Origin of the sequence: Mycobacterium pseudoshottsii JCM 15466 (assembly GCF_003584745.1) — a bacterium.
GTDB classification, from domain to species: Bacteria; Actinomycetota; Actinomycetes; order Mycobacteriales; family Mycobacteriaceae; genus Mycobacterium; species Mycobacterium marinum.
In genome coordinates, this window is record NZ_AP018410.1 from 2,758,286 (window position 1) to 2,783,614 (window position 25,329).

General features: G+C 66.6%; 21 protein-coding genes and 1 pseudogene. 12 read left to right on the top strand and 10 right to left on the bottom strand.

Annotated features, from left to right (window positions below; genetic code table 11):
• Positions 1–51: 51 nt before the first annotated feature.
• Positions 52–663, top strand: a complete 612-nt coding sequence (locus tag MPSD_RS12480; RefSeq protein WP_015355943.1) for a DNA-3-methyladenine glycosylase — start codon at positions 52–54, stop codon at positions 661–663.
• Positions 664–674: 11 nt separating this feature from the next.
• The gene (tyrS, locus tag MPSD_RS12485; protein ID WP_020787630.1) at positions 675–1,967 is read left to right on the top strand and encodes a tyrosine--tRNA ligase; all 1,293 of its coding nucleotides are present in this window, start codon (positions 675–677) and stop codon (positions 1,965–1,967) included.
• A gap of 149 nt (positions 1,968–2,116) precedes the next feature.
• Here tyrS and MPSD_RS12490 read toward each other — a convergent pair whose 3' ends face one another.
• The 4 genes from MPSD_RS12490 to MPSD_RS12520 form a co-directional block, all read right to left on the bottom strand.
• Positions 2,117–3,319: an ISAs1-like element IS2404/ISMul1 family transposase gene (locus tag MPSD_RS12490; protein WP_420811871.1), complete on the bottom strand. Its 1,203-nt coding sequence runs from the start codon at positions 3,317–3,319 to the stop codon at positions 2,117–2,119.
• A gap of 887 nt (positions 3,320–4,206) precedes the next feature.
• Entirely contained in the window at positions 4,207–5,409 is a 1,203-nt protein-coding gene (locus tag MPSD_RS12505) for an ISAs1-like element IS2404/ISMul1 family transposase (RefSeq protein ID WP_420811906.1), read from the bottom strand.
• 155 nt (positions 5,410–5,564) lie between these two features.
• Positions 5,565–7,400: a PE family protein gene (locus tag MPSD_RS12515; RefSeq protein ID WP_086085909.1), complete on the bottom strand. Its 1,836-nt coding sequence runs from the start codon at positions 7,398–7,400 to the stop codon at positions 5,565–5,567.
• Between the two features lie 342 nt (positions 7,401–7,742).
• Complete coding sequence (locus MPSD_RS12520) at positions 7,743–7,919, bottom strand: hypothetical protein (RefSeq protein ID WP_020787629.1); 177 nt, start codon at positions 7,917–7,919, stop codon at positions 7,743–7,745.
• A 196-nt stretch (positions 7,920–8,115) separates the two neighbouring features.
• Here MPSD_RS12520 and MPSD_RS12530 point away from each other — a divergent pair, with 196 nt between their 5' ends.
• Complete coding sequence (locus MPSD_RS12530; RefSeq protein ID WP_420811907.1) at positions 8,116–9,318, top strand: ISAs1-like element IS2404/ISMul1 family transposase; 1,203 nt, start codon at positions 8,116–8,118, stop codon at positions 9,316–9,318.
• On the opposite strand, the gene MPSD_RS29265 is transcribed toward MPSD_RS12530, so the two are convergent.
• The 6 genes and pseudogenes from MPSD_RS29265 to MPSD_RS12550 form a co-directional block, all read right to left on the bottom strand.
• Positions 9,284–10,015 carry a hypothetical protein gene (locus tag MPSD_RS29265; RefSeq protein ID WP_476703748.1) on the bottom strand — a complete coding sequence of 244 codons (732 nt, stop codon included), beginning with the start codon at positions 10,013–10,015 and terminating at the stop codon, positions 9,284–9,286. The genes MPSD_RS12530 and MPSD_RS29265 overlap by 35 nt on opposite strands.
• A gap of 158 nt (positions 10,016–10,173) precedes the next feature.
• Entirely contained in the window at positions 10,174–10,905 is a 732-nt protein-coding gene (locus MPSD_RS31045) for a hypothetical protein (RefSeq protein ID WP_235065919.1), read from the bottom strand.
• A 99-nt stretch (positions 10,906–11,004) separates the two neighbouring features.
• Positions 11,005–11,064: pseudogene (locus MPSD_RS30535) on the bottom strand (hypothetical protein); the annotation flags it as partial.
• 422 nt (positions 11,065–11,486) lie between these two features.
• The gene (locus MPSD_RS12540; protein WP_086085421.1) at positions 11,487–13,400 is read right to left on the bottom strand and encodes a PE family protein; all 1,914 of its coding nucleotides are present in this window, start codon (positions 13,398–13,400) and stop codon (positions 11,487–11,489) included.
• Positions 13,401–13,575: 175 nt separating this feature from the next.
• Complete coding sequence (locus tag MPSD_RS12545) at positions 13,576–15,069, bottom strand: TfuA-like protein (RefSeq protein ID WP_086085422.1); 1,494 nt, start codon at positions 15,067–15,069, stop codon at positions 13,576–13,578.
• Positions 15,066–16,328, bottom strand: a complete 1,263-nt coding sequence (locus MPSD_RS12550; RefSeq protein WP_086085423.1) for a YcaO-like family protein — start codon at positions 16,326–16,328, stop codon at positions 15,066–15,068. The genes MPSD_RS12545 and MPSD_RS12550 overlap by 4 nt, the downstream gene beginning before the upstream one ends.
• 640 nt (positions 16,329–16,968) lie before the next feature.
• Between MPSD_RS12550 and MPSD_RS12555 the strand changes: the two genes are divergently transcribed.
• The 9 genes from MPSD_RS12555 (at position 16,969) to MPSD_RS12595 (ending at position 25,319) form a co-directional block, all read left to right on the top strand.
• Complete coding sequence (locus MPSD_RS12555; RefSeq protein ID WP_012394235.1) at positions 16,969–17,358, top strand: DUF732 domain-containing protein; 390 nt, start codon at positions 16,969–16,971, stop codon at positions 17,356–17,358.
• A gap of 60 nt (positions 17,359–17,418) precedes the next feature.
• Entirely contained in the window at positions 17,419–18,252 is an 834-nt protein-coding gene (locus MPSD_RS12560; RefSeq protein ID WP_174524103.1) for a tetratricopeptide repeat protein, read from the top strand.
• A gap of 2 nt (positions 18,253–18,254) precedes the next feature.
• Entirely contained in the window at positions 18,255–19,265 is a 1,011-nt protein-coding gene (locus MPSD_RS12565; protein ID WP_020787623.1) for an HAD-IIA family hydrolase, read from the top strand.
• 24 nt (positions 19,266–19,289) lie between these two features.
• On the top strand, positions 19,290–19,466 hold the full coding sequence (locus tag MPSD_RS12570) for a hypothetical protein (RefSeq protein ID WP_012394238.1): 177 nt from the start codon (positions 19,290–19,292) through the stop codon (positions 19,464–19,466).
• A 7-nt stretch (positions 19,467–19,473) separates the two neighbouring features.
• Positions 19,474–20,319: a TlyA family RNA methyltransferase gene (locus tag MPSD_RS12575; RefSeq protein ID WP_020787622.1), complete on the top strand. Its 846-nt coding sequence runs from the start codon at positions 19,474–19,476 to the stop codon at positions 20,317–20,319.
• The gene (locus MPSD_RS12580; RefSeq protein WP_086085424.1) at positions 20,316–21,239 is read left to right on the top strand and encodes an NAD kinase; all 924 of its coding nucleotides are present in this window, start codon (positions 20,316–20,318) and stop codon (positions 21,237–21,239) included. Before MPSD_RS12575 ends, MPSD_RS12580 begins: the two co-directional genes overlap by 4 nt.
• A gap of 12 nt (positions 21,240–21,251) precedes the next feature.
• Complete coding sequence (recN, locus tag MPSD_RS12585; RefSeq protein ID WP_020787621.1) at positions 21,252–22,997, top strand: DNA repair protein RecN; 1,746 nt, start codon at positions 21,252–21,254, stop codon at positions 22,995–22,997.
• Positions 22,998–23,162: 165 nt separating this feature from the next.
• A complete protein-coding gene (gene steA / locus MPSD_RS12590) occupies positions 23,163–24,344 on the top strand; it encodes a putative cytokinetic ring protein SteA (RefSeq protein WP_012394242.1) in 1,182 nt (393 codons plus the stop codon).
• Between the two features lie 21 nt (positions 24,345–24,365).
• On the top strand, positions 24,366–25,319 hold the full coding sequence (locus MPSD_RS12595; RefSeq protein WP_020787620.1) for a copper transporter: 954 nt from the start codon (positions 24,366–24,368) through the stop codon (positions 25,317–25,319).
• Positions 25,320–25,329: the final 10 nt, after the last annotated feature.

Here is a 25,329-nt window from a genome sequence, read left to right on the forward strand (position 1 = left end):
TAGTCGACCTAGAAGTGGGGGTTTGTCAAGAGGAAGGGCACAATCGCTGCGATGAGCGCTGAGCAACTGCTGGTCGACCCGGTACCTGCCGCACATCGACTGCTCGGGGCGACCATCGCCGCGCGGGGGGTGTGCGGCGTCATCGTCGAGGTCGAGGCCTACGGCGGGGTTCCCGACGGCCCGTGGCCCGACGCGGCGGCCCATTCCTATCGCGGACCCAGTGCGCGCAACCGCGTCATGTTCGGTCCACCCGGTCGGCTCTACACTTACCGCAGCCACGGAATCCACGTATGCGCCAACGTCGCGTGTGGTCCCGACGGTACGGCCGCGGCGGTGCTGCTCAGGGCGTGCGCCATTGGTCGCGGTACCGATGTCGCCCGGTCCCGCCGGGGTGGGCTGGTTGCCACCGCCGCGCTCGGGCGTGGTCCGGGAAACCTGTGTTCGGCGCTAGGGATCACCATGGATGACAACGGGATTGATTTGTTTGACCCGGCCAGTCCGGTGACGCTTCAGCTGCACGAACCGATCGCGGCGGTCTCGGGGCCGCGGGTGGGAGTCAGCCGCGCCGCCGACAGGCCCTGGCGGTTGTGGTCGGCCGACCGTCCGGAGGTGTCGGCGTATCGACGAAGTCCACGAGCACCCGCCCTCGGGGCCAGCGACTAGAGTCTTGCGCGATGTCTTCAAACTCTTCTGGGTCAGCTGGGATCCTCGACGAGCTGGGCTGGCGCGGCTTGATCGCCCAGTCCACCGACCTTGACGCGCTGGCCGCCGACGCACAGCGCCCGCCGCTGACGGTTTATGCCGGTTTCGACCCCACCGCGGCAAGCCTTCACGCCGGACACCTCGTGCCGCTATTGGCGTTGCGGCGATTTCAGCGAGCGGGCCATCGTCCCATCGTGTTGGCGGGTGGGGCCACCGGGATGATCGGCGACCCTCGCGACATCGGTGAGCGCAGTCTCAACGACGCCGATACCGTGGCCAACTGGACCGAGCGGATCCGCGGCCAGCTGGAACGCTTCGTCGACTTCGACGGATCTCCCACCGGCGCGATCGTCGAGAACAACCTCGAATGGACCGCCGCCATGTCGACCGTCGAGTTTCTGCGTGACGTCGGCAAACACTTCTCGGTGAACGTGATGCTGGATCGGGACACGATCCGGCGGCGGCTGGAGGGCGAGGGGATCTCCTACACCGAGTTCAGCTACATGCTGCTGCAGGCCAACGACTACGTCGAACTGCACCGGCGCCACGGCTGCACGCTGCAGATCGGCGGATCGGATCAGTGGGGCAACATCATCGCCGGAGTCCGCCTGGTGCGCCAAAAGTCGGGTGCGGCGGTGCACGTCCTCACGGTCCCGCTGGTGACCGCCGCCGATGGCACCAAGTTCGGCAAATCGACCGGCGGCGGCAGCCTTTGGCTGGACCCCGAGATGACCAGCCCGTACGCCTGGTACCAGTACTTCGTAAACACCGCCGACGCGGATGTGATCCGCTACCTGCGGTGGTTCACGTTCCTGGTTGCCGAGGAACTGACCGAGCTGGAGCAGGCCACCGCCGAGCGGCCCCACCAGCGCGCCGCCCAACGCCGGCTGGCGGCCGAACTCACCACCCTGGTGCATGGGGAGGCGGCCACCGAGGCCGTCGAGCACGCCAGCCGAGCGCTTTTCGGCCATGGCGAGTTGAGCCGGCTCGACGAGGCGACTCTGGGGGCGGCACTGCGCGAGACGAGCATCGCCGAACTCGAACCGGGCACCCCGGACGGCATCGTGGATTTGCTGGTGGCCACCGGGCTTTCGGCCAGCAAGGGCGCGGCGCGGCGCACCATCGGCGAAGGTGGGGTGTCGGTCAACAACATTCGGGTCGAGACCGATGAGTGGGTACCGCAGACATCGGACTTCCTGCACGGCCGCTGGCTAGTGCTGCGCCGTGGCAAGCGGAACATCGCCGGAGTGGAACGCGTCGGCTGAGCCGCTCTTTCCCGGTGAATGAAATGCATAGTCCAGCATTTCTCAAAGCACTGGGCGCTGCGGCTCGGCTATTCGCGGCTTACCGTGAATGCAAACTGGAATTGATTGGAGAGCGGCTTGGTGGGGGACCAGGGCTCCGGCGTTGTTGATTAGCGGGCTTGTGAGCTGGGGGATTGTGGATTGAGGAGGTCTAGGCGGCGGTTGGCGGTCAAAGCGGTGATCCGGCAGGCTTCGGCGATGTTGTCGGCGCCGTTGAGGCGGTGCAGATTGATCGCGGTGTTGCGTAGCGTTGCTAGGACCTGTGCGCCGTTTCCGGTATGTGCCCTTTGACGGTCTTCGTCGAAGGTGACGTCGCGTATCCAGTGCAGGCTGTTCTCGATTCTCCAGTGTTGACGCATCCAGGTCATGATCGCGGTAGGGCGGGCGTGCTCGAAGGGCAGGCTGCAGATGGCATAGACCACCTCCACGCTGCGCTGGTCGGTGGCGGTGATCAAGCGTTCACGAGTGATCCGGATGATTTGTTTTGCGTAGGGGAAGCCGATTCCTCGTGCAGCGGTGATGATTTGCGGGGTGCGGGTCTCGACACGGCCGTGGCCGCGGGAGTCGTCGGTAGCGGCTGTGGGCACCTCGGCCCAGGGCAGCGCGGTGATACGCGCAAGTATTTTGGCTTGGTTGGACTTGACGATCATCAGGTAGTGCGACTTCAAGGTGGCGCAGATCAACTTCGCGGTGACGACCTGGGTATGCATCGCATCCACGGTGACCAGCCACCGCAAGCTACCCGGCAGCAGCGTGAGCAGGGCACGTACGCAGGGAATTTCATTGCTTTTCTCGGCGACAGCGAGTTGACCGAGCACCAATCGGGCACGGTGGGCGAACACCGACACGAGATGCGTGGCTGTCGCTTTGGCGCGTAAAGCACCACGCAGCATCTTGCCGTCCAACGCGATCGGCACCAATCCACTGGGGTCGCTGCTGGCCACGTGTGCAGTGAAGTAACTGCCTATCCTGGCGTTGAGGTCGGCGGGGTCTAGCCGAGACAAAACAGCGCGGAAGGTCTTCTCACTGGGCCGCCGGAACCGGACCCCTAATTGGGCCAACACATCATCGGGAGCGGTGGCCGCCCATGTGGCAAAACCAGCATAGCCGCGCATCCCCGCGGCAGTGGCCAGAACCGCGATCGCCAACAAAGCCATCAGCGAATACCTCCGACCGCGTGGGTCCCTCGGGTCTGGCATCGAGGCCAACACATCGAGAAACTCCGATCCGATGAGCTCGCTGCGCTCACCAGGACTCCAGCGGTCGAACACCTCTGGAACCGACGACACAGGCAATACTGAAACGGTAGGCACGGGCAACTCCAGACCAACGACGAACAGTAACCAACTCGATCGTTCTCCAGATAGCCCGTGCCTACACTCCGGCCCCAATAGCGCGGCACCAAAGATCATCAACCCAGCTCACAAGCCTGCTAATCAACAACGCCGGAGCCCTGGGTGGGGGACCAAGCCGGGGGCGCCCAGCGCGGTGGACACCCGATAATTGACTGATAACCGCGCGGCGCGCCTCGTGGTAATTCGAAGCCCGGCTGTCGCGTCGGTGCCGCGCAACGGCGCCGGTGTGTCCAGCGGATAGAACTTCGTTGCCGCCCGCCCGGGTCCGTACTCCATGGCACGCGGCAATGATGTTGGCTGGCAGGCATTTCCGAGGGGTGGCGGGCCGTGCCTTGGTGGGGATCAATACCCCTCGATCAACCGATCCCCACCGTGACAGCGCGTCTCGAGCGATCAGCTCACTCAACGACCTCGTCGGCGCTCAGGCCGGCATAGAAGGCCGAGTAGGTGGTCTCGGTCTCGCGGAAAAGCAGTTCAATGGCCACGTCAAAATTCCCAATCTTCGGTGTGAATTGCCTAAAACAGAATCGTATTTTAGTATTCTGTTCCAGATATCTTTATGGACGCGGATAGTTTAAAACAATATTTGTGATATATGAAATCAATCCGCCGGTTGTGGGAAGTCGTTGTCCCCCAATTGTGGGACGTGATTCGGTGGCCTTATCAATGGGTTTCCACTGATTTTGACTAGCCATGCACGCCTCGGCCGTCTACCGTGAAGGCGCAGGGGCCCAATGGATTTGGCCGTCAAGGAAGTGTCCGATGAGTAGCCGGTAACTGCGCAGCAGTCGTCGGAGCCCGGAAAGCCGGACTAGGGCGGGCCGGCAGGGCTCCGGCGTTGTTGATTAGCAGGCTTGTGAGCTGGGGAATTGTGGATTGAGGAGGTCTAGGCGGCGGTTGGCGGTCAAAGCGGTGATCCGGCAGGCTTCGGCGATGTTGTCGGCGCCGTTGAGGCGGTGCAGATTGATCGCGGTGTTGCGTAGCGTTGCTAGGACCTGTGCGCCGTTTCCGGTATGTGCCCTTTGACGGTCTTCGTCGAAGGTGACGTCGCGTATCCAGTGCAGGCTGTTCTCGATTCCCCAGTGTTGACGCATCCAGGTCATGATCGCGGTAGGGCGGGCGTGCTCGAACGGCAGGCTGCAGATGGCATAGACCACCTCCACGCTGCGCTGGTCGGTGGCGGTGATCAAGCGTTCACGAGTGATCCGGATGATTTGTTTTGCGTAGGGGAAGCCGATTCCTCGTGCAGCGGTGATGATTTGCAGGGTGCGGGTCTCGACACGGCCGTGGCCGCGGGAGTCGTCGGTAGCGGCTGCGGGCACCTCGGCCCAGGGCAGCGCGGTGATACGCGCAAATATTTTGGCTTGGTTGGACTTGACGATCATCAGGTAGTGCGACTTCAAGGTGGCGCAGATCAACTTCGCGGTGACGACCTGGGTATGCATCGCATCCACGGTGACCAGCCACCGCAAGCTACCCGGCAGCAGCGTGAGCAGGGCGCGTACGCAGGGAATTTCATTGCTTTTCTCGGCGACAGCGAGTTGACCGAGCACCAATCGGGCACGGTGGGCGAACACCGACACGAGATGCGTGGCTGTCGCTTTGGCGCGTAAAGCACCACGCAGCATCTTGCCGTCCAACGCGATCGGCACCAATCCACTGGGGTCGCTGCTGGCCACGTGTGCAGTGAAGTAACTGCCCATCCTGGCGTTGAGGTCGGCGGGGTCTAGCCGAGACAAAACAGCGCGGAAGGTCTTCTCACTGGGCCTCCGGAACCGGACCCCTAATTGGGCCAACACATCATCGGGAGCGGTGGCCGCCCATGTGGCAAAACCAGCATAGCCGCGCATCCCCGCGGCAGTGGCCAGAACCGCGATCGCCAACAAAGCCATCAGCGAATACCTCCGACCGCGTGGGCCCCTCGGGTCTGGCACCGAGGCCAACACATCGAGAAACTCCGATCCGATGAGCTCGCTGCGCTCACCAGGACTCCAGCGGTCGAACACCTCTGGAACCGACGACACACGCAATACTGAAACGGTAGGCACGGGCAACTCCAGACCAACGACGAACAGTAACCAACTCGATCGTTCTCCAGATAGCCCGTGCCTACACTCCGGCCCCAATAGCGCGGCACCAAAGATCATCAACCCAGCTCACAAGCCTGCTAATCAACAACGCCGGAGCCCTGGGCGGGCCGGAATCAACCCGGCTGGCCCGGCGCCCCATCGAGACCGGTGTGGCCGTTTGCGCCCGTACCCCCGCTGGCCCCGGATCCTTGGGCGGTACCTCCGGCACCTCCGGCGCCGCCCGCGCCGCCGGCGCCTCCCGTCCCGGCTGCGCCGCCGGCCCCGATCGAGCCGGTCCCGCCAGCCGCACCGATCAAACCACCGCGACCGCCCGCACCGGCAACCGCGCCGGCCGCGCCGCCATTACCGCCGTCGCCGCCGTCGCCGCCGTGACCACCCTCGCCGGCAACGGATGCCGTCGAGGACGATGAGGTGTTGCCGCCAATCCCGCCGGCACCGCCGGTGCCGCCGACCCCGCCGGTGCCCGAGACTCCACCCGCGCCACCGGAACCGATCAACCACCCGCCGTTTCCGCCGTTACCGCCAGTGCCGCCGGCCCCGCCCGTTCCGCCGACCGCGGTCGAGTCTGCTCCATAGCCGCCATCGCCGCCTTGTTGTCCGGTGGCGGTGCCATCGCTACCGCCGATGGCGAATCCGGCGTTACCCCCATCGCCTCCGGTTCCGCCGGCGGCGCCGGCGCCACCCATGCCTCCGGTGCCCCCGACGCCTCCGGTACCACCGTTGCCGAACAGTAGGCCGCCATTGCCGCCCTGGCCGCCGGTCCCTCCCGTGCCGCCGGCGCCGCCGGCGGCACTGCTGGCGAATCCGGCGCCGCCGCGCCCGCCGACCCCACCGACGGCGTCACTCTGGTTGGCATGTCCGTCGCCACCCCAGCCGCCCGCGCCGCCGGCACCACCGGCAACCTGGGCATCGCCCCCGTTGCCGCCATTTCCGCCGGTGGCCGACGGCTGCGGCGCATCGGTCTGACCGGAGGTGTCCCCGCTGCCGCCGTTGCCGCCCATGCCGCCATTGGCGCCGTCGCCGCCCTTGCCGCCCTCTCCGCCCAAGGCGCTGTTCTGGTTGGTGGAGGTTGCGCCGCCACCCTGCCCGCCAACGCCGCCGTTTTGGATGGTGCTGCCCGCGGCGCCTTCCGACCCGTTGCCCCCGGTGAGGGGGTTGGCGGCGGGATCGTCGGTGGTGGTCACATCTTGGCCGGCTGCGCCGGAGTTTGCGGTGTCGAAGACCAGGGGGTTGGAGCCGTTCGTTCCGGCCACACCGGTGCCGCCTTGTCCGCCGGCGCCGCCGCTGCCGAACAGCAAGGCGCTACCACCGTTGCCTCCAGCTCCGGCCATGCCGCCGTTGAAGCCGAGTGTGGCGGTGCCGCCCATTCCGCCGTTGCCGCCGTTGCCGAACAGCAGCCCGCCGGTGCCGCCATTGCCCCCGGCCGAACCGGCGCCGCCGGTTCCACCGTTACCGCCATCGCCGAATAGCCCCGCGGACCCACCGCCGCCGCCGGCTTGGCCGAAATCGCCGGCCGCGCCGTTGCCGCCGTTGCCGATCAAGAGTCCGCCGTCTCGGCCGTCTTGTCCGGGGTAGGTGCCGTTGGAGCCGTTGCCGATCAGCGGACGCCCAAGGATGGCCTGGGTGGGCGCATTGATGAGGTCGAGCAGTGGTTGCAGTGGCGAGGCATTGGTGGCTTCGGCCGTCGCGTACAGGTTTGAACCGCTGGCCAGAATCCGCACGAAGTCGTCGTGAAATGCGGCCATCTGGGAACCCAGCGATTGGCATTGCTGGGCGTGTGCCCCGAACAACGTGGCCACGGCGGTCGACACTTCGTCGGCGGCCGCGGCGGCGACCGCGGTGGTCGACGCCGACGCCGCCGCATTGGCGGCGCTGATCGTCGAACCGATCCCGGCCAGATCGGTTGCTGCCGCCGAAATCAGCTCCGGCGCTGTGATGACAAACGACACAGTGCGCTCCCATCGGTTCATGACGCCCCAGGAAAAAAATTGCCGACGGCGCCCTCGAGAATGGCCACGACAGCCGACTGCAACACGATATAAAGATACGCGCTCTATTGCTGCGATTTCAGCGCAATGGTCAATTTAGACCAACCGGGCGGGCCTCTCGAATTCACCCTATGATGAATTGCTCACGGCCTTTTCTTGTGTTCATGTGCACACATTTTCTAAAACCACCATCGGATGAATTTGTTTTTTTTGGTTATCGCGCGCACATCGCGGCGTGTTTCCGGGCATGGCCGGTCATTGGCACTGCGTCGCACTTCGACAGTCTGGGTTGCCTTCGCGCGTTCAGAGCATGGAGTCAATCATCATCTGGGCCGCACCCACATAGCTGGCGCTCACGTCGCTGGTCTCCCGGTAGTCGATGAACGCCGACTGATGGTTCGAGGTGTTCAACAACTCCATGAACACTCCGATGAGGTGGGTAATGCCCAGCTGTGCCGAGAAATCCGCGGTGTAGTTCATCGACGCTGCCTGCTGGAATTTCTCACTCTGCAGGGTCTTGGTCGTGGGTGCCCCAGGGCTCCGGCGTTGTTGATTAGCAGGCTTGTGAGCTGGGTTGATGATCTTTGGTGCCGCGCTATTGGGGCCGGAGTGTAGGCACGGGCTATCTGGAGAACGATCGAGTTGGTTACTGTTCGTCGTTGGTCTGGAGTTGCCCGTGCCTACCGTTTCAGTATTGCGTGTGTCGTCGGTTCCAGAGGTGTTCGACCGCTGGAGTCCTGGTGAGCGCAGCGAGCTCATCGGATCGGAGTTTCTCGATGTGTTGGCCTCGATGCCAGACCCGAGGGGCCCACGCGGTCGGAGGTATTCGCTGATGGCTTTGTTGGCGATCGCGGTTCTGGCCACTGCCGCGGGGATGCGCGGCTATGCTGGTTTTGCCACATGGGCGGCCACCGCTCCCGATGATGTGTTGGCCCAATTAGGGGTCCGGTTCCGGCGGCCCAGTGAGAAGACCTTCCGCGCTGTTTTGTCTCGGCTAGACCCCGCCGACCTCAACGCCAGGATGGGCAGTTACTTCACTGCACACGTGGCCAGCCGCGACCCCAGTGGATTGGTGCCGATCGCGTTGGACGGCAAGATGCTGCGTGGTGCTTTACGCGCCAAAGCGACAGCCACGCATCTCGTGTCGGTGTTCGCCCACCGTGCCCGATTGGTGCTCGGTCAACTCGCTGTCGCCGAGAAAAGCAATGAAATTCCCTGCGTACGTGCCCTGCTCACGCTGCTGCCGGGTAGCTTGCGGTGGCTGGTCACCGTGGATGCGATGCATACCCAGGTCGTCACCGCGAAGTTGATCTGCGCCACCTTGAAGTCGCACTACCTGATGATCGTCAAGTCCAACCAAGCCAAAATACTTGCGCGTATCACCGCGCTGCCCTGGGCCGAGGTGCCCACAGCCGCTACCGACGACTCCCGCGGCCACGGCCGTGTCGAGACCCGCACCCCGCAAATCATCACCGCTGCACGAGGAATCGGCTTCCCCTACGCAAAACAAATCATCCGGATCACTCGTGAACGCTTGATCACCGCCACCGACCAGCGCAGCGTGGAGGTGGTCTATGCCATCTGCAGCCTGCCCTTCGAGCACGCCCGCCCTACCGCGATCATGACCTGGATGCGTCAACACTGGGGAATCGAGAACAGCCTGCACTGGATACGCGACGTCACCTTCGACGAAGACCGTCAAAGGGCACATACCGGAAACGGCGCACAGGTCCTAGCAACGCTACGCAACACCGCGATCAATCTGCACCGCCTCAACGGCGCCGACAACATCGCCGAAGCCTGCCGGATCACCGCTTTGACCGCCAACCGCCGCCTAGACCTCCTCAATCCACAATTCCCCAGCTCACAAGCCTGCTAATCAACAACGCCGGAGCCCTGGTGGGTGCCCCCATCACGTTCACGTTGGTCAAACCGGTCGAGGGCGCGCTGATCAACTGATTGACATCGCCCTGCAATACCGCGGCGGCATCGGTGCCGTCGGCTGGTTTGACCGTGACGTGTATCGCCGCCGTGTTGTTGGGGTCGAACAGTGTCACCCAGTTCGGACCCCGGTCGGTCAGCGTCCAGCCCGGCGCGGGTGTGATGGAGATGCCGTCCGCGATGGCGATCGCATTCGCCGAGGTCAGCGTGAGTCGTGCACCCCGCACCGCAGGCGGGAGAGCCGTTGGCGGGTTGACGGGTTGGGAGAGGCCGGACCCCGCCGGCGCTGTCGCCTCAGCATGGCCACCGGGCAGCATCGGCGGCAGTTTGGTCCGGCCGGTGGTGCCGCTCAAGACGATCAATGCGGTCACCGCCGCGGCGATCAGGACGATCACCACGATGACCGCGGCGACCGTGACCGGTCGCAGCCGGTGCCCTACCTGCACTCCGTTGCCGGGGAACTGCAGCGGCGGGGGAGTGCGCGGCGGGGTCGCGGGCATCACGGCTGCTGGTTCGGCAGCGGTTGTTGCCCCCACATCGACAGTGGTGTTGCCATCGTCGGGGGCGGGGTGGCGGGCCAGCGCGGCCGTGGCTGTCCCGCAGACCTGGCAGAAGGCGGCCTCGGCCTCGATCATTGCGCCGCAGTGGGCACAGACCTGGCGGGTGCCAGGGGCACGCGCCAACGTGGCGGCACCAGTGAGGGCCGCTTGGGCTTCGGCCAACAGCGAGACATGCAGCGCGTAACGCACGCCGAGCAGTCCGGCCGCGCCCAGCACCAGCGCTGCCAAGGTGGTCAGCACGATGCCACGGGTGCCGTAGGGGGCCAGCAGGACGGTGGCCAAACCGTAAAGCACCAGCAGCGCCAAACCTTTGGCCAGTCCCGAGACGGTATTGACGCCGACCCCGCGCAGCGGCACCAGCGCCATCGCGGCGGCGGTAGCGAAGATGATCGGCTGCAAAAGCCGAGTGTCAGGGCGATGAACGCGACGTGAGCTGGATCCCCGGCGGTAGCCCCGAGGTGGGAGAAGGCGCCGCGTTGTATGGCCACGCTCAGGCCTAGAGAGAACGCGGCCCCGCTTAGCGAGCAGATGGCTACGGCATCGACAGAGTGCCGGAAGGCGCTGCGGGCGGTCACCAGCACAGGCGGAATCAGCACCGCGACAAAGGTCACCGCCGGGACGAGGATGCCCAGTTCCAGGACCTGGGCCATGGTCGGCATCCGATGTCGCGGCGCGGCCAGCAGCACCGGCTTGGTGAGGTGGTGTTCGAGCATCCCGACCCCGACACCGAGTGCCAGAGACGTCAGCAGGGCCAAGCCGAGAACGCTGATCGGCTCGCCACGCCATAAGTCGTGGTCGTGCATATAGGTCAGTACCGCCGCGGGCAGCGCAATGGCGGCCAGTATCAGTGCGACTGAGAGCATTCCGAATGCGGCGGCGATCAACGCCGCCACCAGCGCCAGCCCGATAGCGCCCCGGTAGATGTGGTGGCGTCCCCCGGCCAGGTGCGGCATCAGGGTGCTCACCACCGCCAGCGAACGCACCGGTTCTTCGGGGTGGGCAGCGAAGTGCCGGGACCTCTGAATGGCGGGATGCAAAGGGGTGCCGCAACGAGAGCAGAAGCGTGCCGCCTCAGGGTGTGGTGTCGAGCAATTCGGGCAGTCCATGTCTCTCCTCCCGGCCATCCAGCGACTGGTTGGGTCGAGGCGGCGCTGGCGTCAGCTGACCCGGTCCCCGCCGCGCAGAGAGCAGCGAAGGTGCGCACGGGGGCTCACTGTTTTGCGGCGACTCGAGAAGATCCGTTGCGTCAACTTTGACCGCCGAGTTGGGTGGCCACCGCGGCCTACCGGGGGGCGCGGCATCCATCCTGATGCCGTGATCAAGCCCGATTGCTGGACCCACCTCAACCATCGAACCAGTTAGCCGAGGTAACGGATAGGGGCGGAAGCCCCTAGCGGCGGGCGGCCGCGCGCTACCCGCTGGTTCTCGGCGATCTTGGTCGCGCCGGGCGCGGTGTCGTGCAGTGACGCGCCGATCCGGTTCTAGCTGCGATCCCGCACGTCCGAGATGGCGGCCCCCGGTGGTAGTCGCAGCTGGACCGTTAGGTCTAGCCGTGTTGGCCGGCGTTGCCGGAGGTGCCTGCCACACCGTTGAGCCCAGCGTCACCGTCGACGTGGATCAGACCCTCGGCGATGCCACCGGTGCCGCCGGCCCCGAGGGCGCCACCGGCCCCACCGGCACCGGCTCGGCCGCCGATTCCGGCCGCGCCGTCCACTCCCGAAACCCCGATCAACCCGCCCTGGCCGCCATTTCCGCCGCTGAGCCCGGCAGCACCACCATCGCCGCCGTCCGCGCCGTTGCCGCCGCCGCCGCCGTTGCCGCCGTTGCCGCCCTGACTCAGCTGACCGCTGGTCGCGTTGCCGCCATGGCCACCGGCGCCCCCGGCGCCACCGGCGCCGCCGGTACCCCCGACACCGCCATTGCCGGCGTCGCCGCCGGCACCGCCCAGGCCGAGTAGCCGCCCGCCGTTGCCGCCGTTACCGCCCACGCCGCCGTTGCCGCCGTTGCCGCCGATTCCCGTCGAGTCGGCGCCGGAGCCGCCGTCCCCACCCTCTTGTCCCTGGGCGGCGGTACCGGTGGGGTCGAAGTTTCCAGTCGCGGTGCCGCCGTCTCCGCCAGCGCCTCCGGCGCCGCCCGCGGCACCCGTGCCGCCGGAGCCGCCAACACCCCCGGTTCCCCCTGCGCCGCCATTGCCGACGAGCAGCCCGGCGTTCCCGCCGTTGCCACCGGCGCCGGCCGCGCCGCCATTGCCGCCGGATAGGTCGCTGGCGGCGCCGTTGCCGCCATGGCCGCCCTTGCCGCCGGTGGCCGCTCCGCCCGCTGTCGAGGCGCCCCCGTCCCCGCCAGCGCCACCCGCGCCGCCGGGGCCACTGCCGTTGGCTCCGTTGCCGCCGTTGCCGCCTTGGTTGTTGTCGAAGCCAAATGTGTCCGTCGCCGCTCCGCCGACCCCACCATCGCCGCCGTTGGCGCCTCCGGAGCCCGCGGCACCGCCGTTACCCCCGGTGCCGCCGATTCCCCCGGCGCCGGTCGCTTCGCCGCCGGTTCCTCCGGTGCCGCCGTTCTCACCTGGTGCGCCGTTATCGCCCGTGTGGCCGGAACCGGCGTGACCGTCTCCGGAGAAAGGAGTACCCGAGGCCCCGGTTCCCGCGGTCCCGGTCGGGGTGGGGTTGGTCCCGTCGGTTCCGGCCATGCCGGTGCCGCCCTGCCCGCCGGCGCCGCCATTGCCCAACAGCACCGCGTGGCCGCCGCTGCCGCCCTGCCCCGCGACACCGCCGTTGACGCCAGCCATCCCCACGCCGCCCATCCCGCCGGCACCACCATCGCCCAATAGCAGGCCGCCGGTGCCGCCGCCGCCTCCGGCGGCGCCCGCTCCGCCCACGCCACCCACGCCACCGCCGCCGAACAGCCCGGCGGCGCCTCCCATGCCACCCGCCGCGCCGATGCCGCCGGCGCCACCGTTGCCGGCGGTGCCGATGAGACCGGCGACACCACCGTCGCCGCCGGTTTGACCGGCGGCTCCCGAGCCGCCGTTGCCGCCGTTGCCCCACAGCAATCCGCCGGCCCCGCCGTCGGCGCCGGTTCCGGGAGCACCATCGGTGCCGTTGCCGATCAATGGGCGGCCCAGGAGTGCCTGGGTGGGGGCGTTGACCGCGTTGAGTAGTTCCTGCAGCGGTGATGCGTTCGCGGCCTCGGCGCCGGTATACGCGAGCGCGCCGGTTTTGAGGGTCTGGACGAACTGGTCGTGAAATGCCGCCATGTGGGCACCGAAGGTTTGGTATTCCTGCGCGTAGGTGTCAAATACGTGTGCGACGGCGGTGGATACTTCGTCTGCGGCCGCCGCCGCCACCGAGGTAGTCAGGGCGGACGCGGCGGCATTGGCGGTATTGATAGTCGAGCCGATGCTGGCAAGATCGGTTGCCGCCGCTGCCACCATGTCCGGGGCCGCGATCAAAAATGACACGCTTTACTCCCATCAATTCACTACTCGGTGAATATTTCGCGCCGATTTTCACGCAATCCGAATTATCGGAAGTGAATGATTGTATAGCGAGACTCCGTTGGATATCTGGATTTTTCGAATACGGATCGGCGTCCCGCTGGACGCCAATTCGGTAGCAGATTCCGCCCGAGAGTCGCTAGTGGGCCGGAGGTGACTGGCGTGACTGAACGGGCCCCAGACAGCCGACCTCGATGGCTGGCAACTGGCCGTCGGCAGCGGCTACCGCGTAGACAGTGGCGGCGGTGTAGAAGGCGTCCTCGGTCATCAAGCCACGTTGGGCCAACTCGACCCGATCCACCGGGGTGCCCCATATCGTGCCGAACAGCTGCTTGAGCAGTGCGGGATCCGGGCGACGCAGGTTCAAATGTGGTTTTTGACGAGCCAGCTCATCGCGGCGGGCCACCGCGCGTGCGGCCATGAGGCGCCATTCCGGCAGCCGGGGGTCGCCGCGCAGCAGGTCCAGGAAATGCGCGACGGCAGGCAGGGATCGGGCGAAAAACAAGGTGCGGGTAGTCAGCCGCGCAGACACCGCAACCGCGTCGTCGCCAAGGGCGGAATTTTCTTCGGCGGTCAGCCAATGCGCCCTGACGTGCTCGGGAAAACCTGCGTCGTCGATGATGCCGGTTGCCAATGCGTAGTGGTGGGCGACCGTCTCCAGCGAGAGTTGATAACTGTCGCAGGGGACTTCGGCGGCAGCTAGCGCGGCCCGGTCACCGACGTTGCCGCTGGCGTCGGGGTGGTTCAAACTCCAGTGCCAGGCGGCCACCTGCTCCAATGCGGGCAGGTAGGCCCACCGATCGCTGGCGCACAAGCTCAGCAGCGAAAGTACGTCGATATCGGCAACGTCAATGGCGTCGATCGCGGGCTCGGCGCTCTCCGCGGCGTCCAAAGCCACCGGCGTCGGCGGTGACCAGCGTTGCCGCCAGCGCTCCGACCACACGGTCGGGGCTGGGCCGGGCCGCACGGCGGTACTGGCTTGACCGCGGAGCACTTCTTGAAGCGCGAGCACCGCATCGGCGTGTTTGATGTCCACTCGCAGAGACCTCAACTGCTTTGCCAGATTCTGGCTCTCGCCGGCGCCAACGGTGTCCAGCAGGCGATTCCAGGTCCGCTGGGTAAACGGTGTACTGCGGGCCGTGTCGATCAGCTGATCCGCTAAAGCTGCTGGTAGCAAACCGGATTCGACGGCGTGCGCCAAGGTTTGCCGAATGTTGACCAGCGCATCGACGAAGATGGGATAACCGTCTTCGGGATCGCCGTGCACCATCCCCACCTCGTCGTCTGCTTCCAGCAGCCCGTCCCGATATCCTTCGAAAACCCAGCCGTAACCCTCCATACCGAACGGGTGCAGCTCGGCGGCTCGCAATGCTCCCATGCTGGACGAACCGACGACCCGAATGCCGTCGGAGATCAGGGTCAGCAGTTCCTTGTGACGCACCGATGCCTGCTGGAAGAACAAGCCGTCGACAATGAGCAGCGCATCGCCGGGCCGCAGCCCGTAACCAAGAGCGTGGCCGAACGCGATCGGCGGCACCACCTCAGCGTGGGGCACCACGGCGTGCACGTCGTCGTCGCTGATCGTGGGCCCGGCCGTGACGACGATCCGTCCGCCGGTTGTCGTGAATGTCACTGGTGCTCCTGCAGCGGGGTTCGCATCGGCGAGGCTATCGAAGCGGACAAACCGGGGGCTATCACCTTCACCACCGGAACGCAGGCGTCGGCGAATTCGCAGACGACCGCGAGCGGCTCGGTGCCAGAACGTTTGGTCACCGCGGTCGCTGCGGTGGCCAGCAGCTCGCCCAGCGAGTTGGTGTAGTCGATGTGCCACGCGGTGGGTTCGGCGTCGGGCATCGATTGCATGGATCGGTGCACCGCCGCATAACTGTGAACCCGGGCGAACCGGTGGTAGATCGCTGAGGGCAGGTCCTCGCGGGCTCCGCTGATGGCGGTCAAGCGCGATTGTGCGGCTTCGGTGATCGCCCTGGACAGGGCGACATTGGGGTCATGGTGAAGTCCGCTGCCGCTGAACGGAACTTCCAACATCGGCGACGTCAGCTCGGCGGCGAAGCAATAGAAGCCGTCCCACGTGTCGATGCGAGCGACCTGCACTTCGCTTCCAGCTTGGTGGATCATTTCGACCAATTCGGCGCAGTCGGAGCGGGCGACGTCCTCGAGGGGGACATGGAAAAGGGTCGATCCGGGCTCGGCGGTGGCCATGCCGTGGCGCTCCATAATCTCGTAGAGCGCGTGCACTGTCGCTTCGTGGTAGCTGTTGCCCGAAGCCAATCCGGTGGTGTCCATGCCGAACATCGGAGGTCCCCAGGAATCGTTGACAGCGACATTCACCACGGTGGACAGCCACGGCACGAGGGTCCGTCGGCCGCTCAACAAAGTTGTCGCAACCATCCAGTCGAGCTTGGCCGAAGGGTGATACAGACTGCCTGCCGGCCGGTTGAGGTCGGCTGGGTCGTAGGTCAGCTCCGCCGTGAGATCCCTTGCCGGCGTTGCCAACATGGTGGGCGTGACGTTTTCAGCGTGCCAGTTTTCCAGGGACTCCATCACGGCCGACACCTGAGCGGCCCGGTAAGTGGTGGCTTTTCCCTGGCTCACCGACAAGGTCAGGGAGGCGGGGCGCACCGCCTGCACGGTGGGAATCCCGAGATCGTCGAGCCAGGTCAGGTCGGCGACTCGGGTGATTCCGGCTTGCGCCAGCAGCGGTTGGACCGCCTGCCAGGTTTGATCGGGAGAAATGGTCCGGTGAGTACCGGCTCGATGCCCGATCGTGGTGGGGTCGGCGTGCCCGAGGACTCGAACCGGCCAGTGCGACCAATCCGGACCGTTCGGCTTTTGGGGCAACTGCCGCGTACCAAGCCGGGGAGGTTTGGGCATTGCTTCACGCTACTCAGTTGGAGCCGGCACAGGGGCCATGAAAAGTCGCTGAAAAAGATCCAGCGGGATCTCATCGCGGGGGGAGGGGGGCGGCGATGAGACCCCGCTGGCAGTCGGGGATCAGATGAGCGCTGAGCTCTCTCTGTCTGCTGTGCGAAGTGGTGTTCGGCGGGGATCTCAGTACTTGGGGGGCGTATGAGATCCCCGCCGATGGTCTATTTAGTTGCTGCCCTTCGGGTGAAGGGGGGTTCGGCGGGGGCCTCAATACTTGGGGGGGATGGGGGCGAAAGAGGCCCCCGCCGATTGGTCTACTTAGTTGCGGTGCTGGTAGCGGGTTCGTTCTCTTGTTTCGTTCCCGCGCTGAAAACCATTCTGCGGGGGGCGCGACGCCGCTGCTATCCCACAACCAGCTGATTGGAAGGGGAAATTCGGCTCCCCCAACCGCCCGATACTCCTTGTCCCCCGATTGGGGGACAAGGAGCGGCTGTCCTAGCGCCTGGCCCCCTCACCACCTGCGGCAAAACGCGTTAGTGTGCAAACCTTTACCCCACCGAGGCGTGAATGTGACTGTCGTTGAGCACTGTTGTCACACGGTGATTTGTGCGTCCGGAGCTCCACGACTGACAGGTGAAAACGGGTGATGACACAGCAGTCAGACGGTGCACCACGGACCTGCCGCGCGGGCGGACCGGCGCTGGCCCTTCGATTCCTGGCGTTGACCGCCGGGGTGTTCGGGGTGTCGGCGGCCGTGGCGGCTCCGATACACGCAGACATGATGGGCAATGCCTTCCTGACGGCTCTGAACAACGCCGGCATCTCCTACAGTCAGCCCGCCGCAGCCATGGCAATGGGCAGGTCGGTGTGCCCGATGGCGGTGGAGCCAAACGGGACGTTCGAGTCCGTGGTGGCCAGGATGGTCGACAAGAACGGGATGCCCCGCGAGACCGCGGCCGCGTTCACCGTGGTCGCGATAGCGACCTATTGCCCAGCGGTGATCTACCCCCTGCTGCCCAACCGGCTGCAGGCCTGACCCACTGGGCCCATCCGGGCTGATTGTGAGCCTGCCCGGCGTGCCCGTAACCTCTAGCGAGTGGTCGACGACAGGCACGGTCGCGGTGGGCAGCGACGACTGCGATCGGCGTCGGGCGATGCACCACGGCGCGGTCCACGGCGGGATCGTGACGGTTCGTGGTCGGGCCCGGGCCGAGCGCGTCCGGCTCAGCCGCAAAACGCATCCGGTGACGGGACCCGCTCGCGGCCGGAAGGTCCGGCGGCGCCGCCCGGCGTGGACGCCAAGCAACTGGCACCCGAGATCCGGCGTGAATTGAGCACCCTGGATCGGGCGACCGCTGATGCAGTCGCCCGCCACCTGGTGGCAGCCGGAGAGCTGCTCGATGAGGACCCGCAGGCTGCGTTGGCGCACGCGCGTGCGGCTCGGGCGCGCTCCAGCAGGATCGCCGTGGTTCGTGAAGCCGTCGGCATCGCGGCCTATCACTGCGGTGATTGGGGTCAGGCCCTGGCCGAGTTGCGAGCGGCGCGCAGGATGGGCAGCAAGTCCGCGTTGCTGGCGCTGATGGCTGACTGCGAGCGTGGCCTCGGGCGCCCGCAACGGGCCATCGATCTGGCCCGCGGTCCCGAAGCGACGCAGCTCAGCGGTGACGACGCCGACGAGTTGCGGATTGTCGCCGCGGGGGCCCGGGCAGATCTTGGACAGCTGGAGCAGGCGCTGACCCTGTTGTCCACACCGCAGCTGGATCCGGACCGGACCGGCTCGACCGCGGCTCGGCTTTTCTATGCCTACGCCGACACGTTGCTGGCGCTCGGCCGTCGCGACGAGGCGTTGCATTGGTTTCTGCGTTCGGCGGCCGCCGATAGCGAAGGCGTCACCGACGCCGAGGACCGAGTCGACGAACTGTCCGAGTAGCGGTGAAAAACATTGCGCAGGAATATGACTGCCTGCTGATCGACCTGGACGGGACGGTGTTCCGCGGCAGCCAGCCCACCGAAGGCGCGGTTGAGTCGCTGGATGAGGTCACGGCGCGCAAGCTGTTCGTCACCAACAATGCGTCGCGCAGCGCCGGCGAGGTCGCGGTGCACTTGCGCGAGCTCGGCTTCACGGCCACCAGCGAAGACGTTGTCACCAGCGCTCAGAGTGCCGCTCATCTGCTGGCCGCCGCCCTGCCACCGGGTTCGAAGGTACTGGTCGTGGGCGCCGACGCGTTGGCCGACGAAATCAGCGCGGCCGGTCTGCGTCCGGTGCGCCGTTTCGAGGACCAACCCGATGCGGTCGTCCAGGGGCTTTCCCTGACCATCGGGTGGCCCGAGCTTGCCGAGGCGGCGCTGGCCATCCGGGCCGGCGCGTTGTGGGTGGCCGCCAATGTCGACAAAACGCTGCCCACCGAGCGCGGTCTGCTGCCGGGCAACGGATCGTTGGTGGCCGCGCTGCGAACCGCCACCGGCGCACAGCCCCAGGTGGCGGGCAAGCCCGGGCCACAACTGATGAAAGACGCCGTGGGGCGTGGCGACTTCCGTGCTCCGCTGGTGATCGGCGACCGGCTGGACACCGATAGCGAGGGGGCCAACGCCGCCGGGTTGCCCAGTCTCATGGTTCTCACCGGGGTCAGCAGCGCACGGGATGCGGTGCATGCCGATCCCGTTTGCCGGCCCACATATATCGGCCATGACCTGCGCTCGCTGCGCCAGGACCGCGCCACGTTGGCGGTAGCACCGCAGGCCGGCTGGCGAGTGCAGGTCGACGGCGCGGCGGTGACGGTCAGTGCCAACGGCGAGCAGGCGGGCGACGATCTGTCGATCGTCCGTGCCGTCGCGTGCGCGGTGTGGGATGCCCAGTTCGACGGCCGGCCGTTCACCGTGAACGGCGGTGACGACCACGCGTGGGAGGGCCTGCACCGCTGGTCCCTGGTGCACAGCGAGTAGCGGCCAACTAGCGTAGGGAGTCCGATGACTATTGATCCTGACCAAATTCGCACAGAAATCGAATCGCTACTCGCTCAATTGCCCGAGGTCGCGGATGGTGCAAACGGGCCGTCTCTGGCTGAGCTGGAAGACATTGCCCGTCGCCTTTCAGAGGCACACGACGTGTTGTTGCAGGCCTTGGAGTCGGCGGAGAAAGGTTGAGTGCGGCGTGGCACGGCGTACCCGCGTTGACGCCGAGCTGGTGCGCAGGGGACTCGCACGTTCCCGCCAGCAGGCCGCGGAATTGATCAGCGCCGGCAAAGTGCGTATCGATGGCCTGCCGGCGGTGAAGCCGGCCACCGCCGTGGCGGCTACGGCCGCGCTGACGGTTGCTGCCGACAGCGAACGCGGCTGGGTATCACGCGGAGCCCACAAGCTGATCGGTGCCTTGGACGCTTTCGGCATTGACGTGCACGGCCGTCGCTGTCTTGATGCGGGCGCGTCGACCGGGGGGTTCACAGAGGTGCTGTTGGACCGCGGCGCCGCCGAGGTGGTCGCCGCCGACGTCGGGTACGGCCAGCTTGCGTGGTCACTGCGAACGGATCCGCGGGTGATTGTCATCGAGCGGACCAACGTTCGCGATCTTTCCCCGGCGGCCATAGGCGGGCAGGTCGACCTGGTGGTGGCCGATTTGTCGTTCATCTCGCTGACCACGGTGTTGCCCGCGCTGGCTGCGTGTGCTTTGCCGCACGCCGATATCGTTCCGATGGTGAAGCCACAGTTTGAGGTCGGCAAGGGCCAGGTCGATGCTGGCGGAGTGGTGCAAGATCCCGCCCTGCGCGCCGGGGCGGTGCTGTCGGTCGCGCGGCGCGCCGGGGAGCTGGGCTGGCACACCGTCGGTGTCACGGCAAGCCCCCTGCCCGGTCCGTCGGGAAACGTCGAATACTTCCTGTGGCTGCGCGCCCAGACCGATCGGCCGTTGTCCGATGACACGCTCTCGGATGCGATCCAAACTGCCGTGGCCGAAGGTCCGGGCCGAGAACCGGCCGGGCACGCGGAACGAGGCCCGCAGTGACCGCCACCCGTACCGTCCTGCTGGTGGTCCACACCGGGCGCGACGAAGCCACTGAAACCGCACGACGGGTTGAGAAGGTCCTGGGTGACAACGGTATTGCCCTTCGGGTGCTCTCGGCGGAGGCGGTAGACTGGGGGTCGCTGCATCTGGCGCCCGACGACATGCGGGCCTTGGGCATCGATATCGAAGTGGTTGACGCGGATCCGCGCGCCGCCGACGGCTGCGAGTTGGTCTTGGTGCTCGGCGGCGACGGCACCTTCCTGCGGGCCGCTGAGCTGGCCCGCAACGCGCAGATTCCGGTGCTCGGCGTCAACCTGGGGCGGATCGGCTTCCTGGCCGAAGCCGAGGCCGAGGCCATCGACCGGGTGCTCGACCATGTGGTGGCGCGCGACTACCGGGTAGAGGAACGCCTGACGCTGGACGTCGTCGTGCGCAAGGCCGGCTGCGACCTCGAAAAGGGATGGGCGCTCAACGAGGTCAGCCTGGAAAAGGGGCCCCGGCTGGGAGTGCTGGGGGTGGTCGTCGAAATAGATGGGCGATCCGTGTCGGCGTTCGGATGTGACGGGGTGTTGGTGTCGACTCCGACCGGATCCACCGCCTATGCCTTCTCGGCGGGTGGTCCGGTGCTCTGGCCGGATCTGGAAGCGATTCTGGTGGTGCCCAACAACGCCCACGCCCTGTTCGGGAGGCCGATGGTGACCAGCCCCGAAGCCACGATCGCCGTCGAGATCGAGCCGGACGGGCACGACGCCATGGTGTTCTGCGACGGTCGCCGCGAGATGTTGATGCCGGCCGGCAGCCGGCTGGAGGTGACCCGTTGCGATACCCCGGTGAAGTGGGCCCGCCTGGACAGCGCGCCGTTCACCGATCGCCTGGTTCACAAGTTCCGCCTGCCGGTAACCGGCTGGCGCGGGAAATAGCGGCTCGCACCTGTGCTGACCGAGATACGAATTGAATCGCTTGGCGCCATCAGCGCCGCGACCGCGGAGTTCGATCGTGGCCTGACCGTGCTGACCGGCGAGACAGGCACCGGCAAGACGATGGTGGTCACCGGACTGCACCTGCTCGGCGGTGCCCGCGCCGACGCCAACCGGGTTCGCTCGGGTGCTGACCGCGCGATCGTCGAGGGCCGTTTCACCACCGTCGATCTCGACCAGAGCGCGACCGCACACCTGGATCACATGCTCGACGCGTCGGGGGCAGATCGTGACGAGGACGGCAGCGTGATCGCGCTGCGGTCGGTCAGCAGCTCCGGTCCCTCGCGGGCGTATCTGGGCGGGCGCAGCGTGCCGGCCAAGTCGTTAAGCAATTTCACCAACGAACTCCTCGCCCTGCATGGGCAGAACGACCAGCTGCGGCTGATGAGGCCCGAGGAACAGCGCGGGGCGTTGGACCGCTTTGCGACCAGCGCCAGCGCACTACAGCGCTACCGCAAGCTGCGTGACACCTGGCTGTCGGCACGACGCGATCTGCTGGACCGCCGCAACCGGGCCCGAGAGCTGGCCCAGGAGGCGGATCGGCTGCAGTTTGCGCTCGACGAGATCGACACCGTCGACCCGCAGCCCGGGGAAGACGACGCGTTGGTGGCCGACATCGCGCGGCTCTCCGAGCTGGACACCCTGCGCGAGGCCGCGTCGGCGGCGCGCGCCGCGTTGTCGGGCGCATCGGAAGAAGCATTCGGGACCGGTGCCGCCGAGTGTCTGGGCCGGGCCCGAGCGGCCCTGGAATCCAGCGACGACGCCACCCTGCAGGCCCTGGCCAAGCAGGTCAGCGACGCGCTGGCGGTGGTCTCCGATGCGGCCGGGGAACTCGGCTCCTATGTGGATGCCCTACCGGCCGACGCCAGCGCTTTGGACACCAAGCTGGCTCGCCAAGCGCAATTGCGCACGCTGACCCGCAAGTATGCCGCCGACATCGACGGGGTCTTGGCGTGGGCGCAGGACTCACGCGCCCGGCTGGCCGCACTCGACGTGTCCGAGGAAGGTCTGGCAGCGCTGCAACGCCGTGCCGGCGAGCTGGAGCATGAAGTCGCGCAGGCGGCGGCCGAGCTCAGCAAGACGCGGGCCAAGGCGGCCAAGCGGCTGGCCAAGGAGGTCACCGCCGAGCTGTCCGCTTTGGCGATGGCCGATGCCGAATTCACCATCGCCGTCGGCGTCGAGGTGGCTGACGAGGACGATGCCGCCGCGTTGACCTTGCCGACCGGTGAGCGGGTGCGCGCCGGTGGTGACGGCGTCGACCTGGTCGAATTCGGCTTCGCGGCGCACCGTGGAATGACGGTGCTGCCGCTGGCCAAGAGCGCGTCCGGCGGCGAGCTGTCCCGGGTGATGCTGGCGCTCGAGGTCGTGCTGGCGGCATCGGCGGCCGGCGCCACGATGGTTTTCGACGAGGTCGACGCCGGCGTCGGCGGCTGGGCGGCAGTCCAGATCGGGCGCCGCCTGGCGCGGCTGGCGCGCACTCATCAGGTCATCGTCGTCACGCACCTGCCGCAGGTCGCCGCGTACGCCGACGTGCATCTGATGGTGCACTGCACCAAGGGCGGTGCCAGCGAGGTGCGGCGGCTCTCCGACGATGAGCGCGTCGGCGAGCTGGCCCGGATGCTGGCCGGGCTCGGGGAGTCCGACAGCGGTCGTGCGCATGCCCGTGAGCTGCTCGATACCGCGCGGAACGACAAGGATTAGCCGGCGATTAGTTAGCGCGCGTCGCTGTCTTGTTGAAGTACGGCAACAATTCGGCGAACAACCCCGCAATGGGGTTGTGACAGGTGTGACGACATATAACTTATGGGGCTGATGTTACGGCGCGCCTCCCCGCCTAGGCCGCGCTTCACCGACAGAATCGCCCCCATGAAGATGTCTGCGCTTCTGTCCCGTAACACCGCTCGGCCCGGCTTGATCGGCACCGCCCGGGTTGATCGGAATATCGACCGACTGCTGCGCAGGGTGTGTCCCGGTGACATCGTGGTCCTCGATGCGCTGGACCTGGACCGCATTACCGCAGACGCGCTGGTGGAATCCGGTGTGGCCGCCGTCGTCAACGCTTCGTCGTCGGTCTCGGGCCGCTATCCCAACCTGGGCCCCGAGGTGTTGGTCAACAACGGCGTCACCCTCATCGACGAGACCGGGCCGGAGATCTTCAAGAAGGTCAAGGACGGGTCCAAGGTCCGCCTCTACGAGGGCGGCGTGTACTCGGGTGACCGGCGGCTGATCCGCGGCACCGAGCGCACCGATCATGACATTGCCGATCTGATGCGGGAGGCCAAGAGCGGACTGGCTGCCCACCTGGAGGCGTTCGCCGGCAACACAATTGAGTTCATCCGCAGCGAAAGCCCGTTGTTGATCGACGGAATCGGCATTCCCGATATCGACGTCGACATGCGCCGCCGGCACGTGGTGATCGTCGCCGAAGAGCCGAGCGCCGCCGATGATCTGAAGTCTTTGAAGCCGTTCATCAAGGAGTACCAGCCTGTTCTGGTCGGTGTCGGCACCGGCGCTGACGTGTTGCGCAAGGCGGGCTACCGGCCGCAGCTCATCGTCGGCGACCCCGACCAGATCAGCACCGAGGTGCTCAAGTGCGGTGCCCAGGTGGTGTTGCCCGCCGATGCGGACGGCCACGCCCCGGGGCTCGAGCGGATCCAGGATCTCGGGGTCGGTGCGATGACATTTCCCGCCGCCGGCTCGGCCACCGATCTGGCGCTGCTGCTAGCCGATCACCACGGCGCGGCGCTGCTGGTCACCGCCGGTCACAACGCCAACATCGAGACGTTCTTCGACCGCACCCGGGTGCAGAGCAACCCGTCGACCTTCCTGACCCGGCTGCGGGTGGGGGAGAAGCTGGTTGACGCCAAAGCCGTCGCAACGCTGTACCGCAACCACATTTCGGCCGGGGCGATTGCGTTGTTGGCCCTGACGATGCTGATCGCCATCATCGTTGTCTTGTGGGTGTCACGCACCGATGGGGTGGTGGTGCACTGGATCGTCGACTACTGGAACCGCTTCTCCCTTTGGGTGCAGCACCTGGTCACCTAACTTTTCGAGGACGGTGCTTCTATGATCTCGTTACGCCAACACGCGATCTCGCTGGCGGCTGTCTTTCTGGCACTGGCGATCGGGGTGGTGCTGGGTTCGGGCTTCTTCTCGGACACCTTGCTGTCGAGTCTGCGTAACGAGAAGCGCGATCTCTATACGCATATCGGCACTCTCAATGATCAGTGCAACGCTCTCAACGAGAAACTTAGCGCAGCAAACGATTTCGATAATCAGATGCTGGGCCGCATCGTCCATGACGCTCTTGCCGGGAAATCGGTGATCATCTTCCGGACTCCGGATGCCAGTGACGACGACGTCGCCGCGGTGACAAAGATCGTCGCGCAGGCCGGGGGCTCGGTGCCCGGAACCGTGTCGCTGACCCAGGAGTTCGTCGAAGCCAACTCCGCGGAGAAGCTGCGCTCGGTGGTGGACTCGACCGTCCTGCCGCCCGGCACGCAACTGAGCACCAAGCTCGTCGACCAGGGATCGCAGGCCGGGGACTTGCTCGGGATCGCCCTGCTGACCAGTGCCAAACCGGACCCGGCGGCGGGCCCGGGAGTGGACGACGCCCAGCGCGACACCGTGCTGGGCGCCCTGCGGGAAACCGGCTTCATCACCTATCAGCCCAGCGATCACATCGGCGCAGCAAACGCCGCCATCGTGATCACCGGCGGCGCGCTGCCCGCCGATGCCGGCAACCAGGGCGCCAGCGTGGCGCGATTCGCCGCGGCGCTGGCGCCGCACGGGTCCGGCACCGTGCTCGCCGGTCGGGACGGCTCCTCGACCGGCGCCGCGGCCGTCGCGGTGGCCCGGGCCGATGCCGGGATGGCGGCCACCATCAGCACGGTCGACGATGTAGACGCTGCCCCCGGGCGGATCACCACGATCCTTGCCCTGCACGATCTCATCAACGGCGGTCATCCGGGGCAGTACGGCACCGGCCACGGTGCGACGTCGGTCACGGTCGCTCAGTAACTCCACTCGG

Excerpts from the sequence above, each read along its gene's own strand:
- MPSD_RS12520 (WP_020787629.1), bottom strand. The coding sequence starts at position 7,919 with ATGAACTACACCGCGGATTTCTCGGCACAGCTGGGCATTACCCACCTC.
- MPSD_RS12570 (WP_012394238.1), top strand. The coding sequence starts at position 19,290 with ATGACTATTGATCCTGACCAAATTCGCACAGAAATCGAATCGCTACTC.
- steA (WP_012394242.1), top strand. The coding sequence starts at position 23,163 with ATGAAGATGTCTGCGCTTCTGTCCCGTAACACCGCTCGGCCCGGCTTG.
- MPSD_RS29265 (WP_476703748.1), bottom strand. The coding sequence starts at position 10,015 with ATGATCGAGGCCGAGGCCGCCTTCTGCCAGGTCTGCGGGACAGCCACG.
- MPSD_RS12555 (WP_012394235.1), top strand. The coding sequence starts at position 16,969 with ATGACACAGCAGTCAGACGGTGCACCACGGACCTGCCGCGCGGGCGGA.
- MPSD_RS12595 (WP_020787620.1), top strand. The coding sequence starts at position 24,366 with ATGATCTCGTTACGCCAACACGCGATCTCGCTGGCGGCTGTCTTTCTG.
- MPSD_RS12480 (WP_015355943.1), top strand. The coding sequence starts at position 52 with ATGAGCGCTGAGCAACTGCTGGTCGACCCGGTACCTGCCGCACATCGA.
- MPSD_RS12550 (WP_086085423.1), bottom strand. The coding sequence starts at position 16,328 with ATGCCCAAACCTCCCCGGCTTGGTACGCGGCAGTTGCCCCAAAAGCCG.
- tyrS (WP_020787630.1), top strand. The coding sequence starts at position 675 with ATGTCTTCAAACTCTTCTGGGTCAGCTGGGATCCTCGACGAGCTGGGC.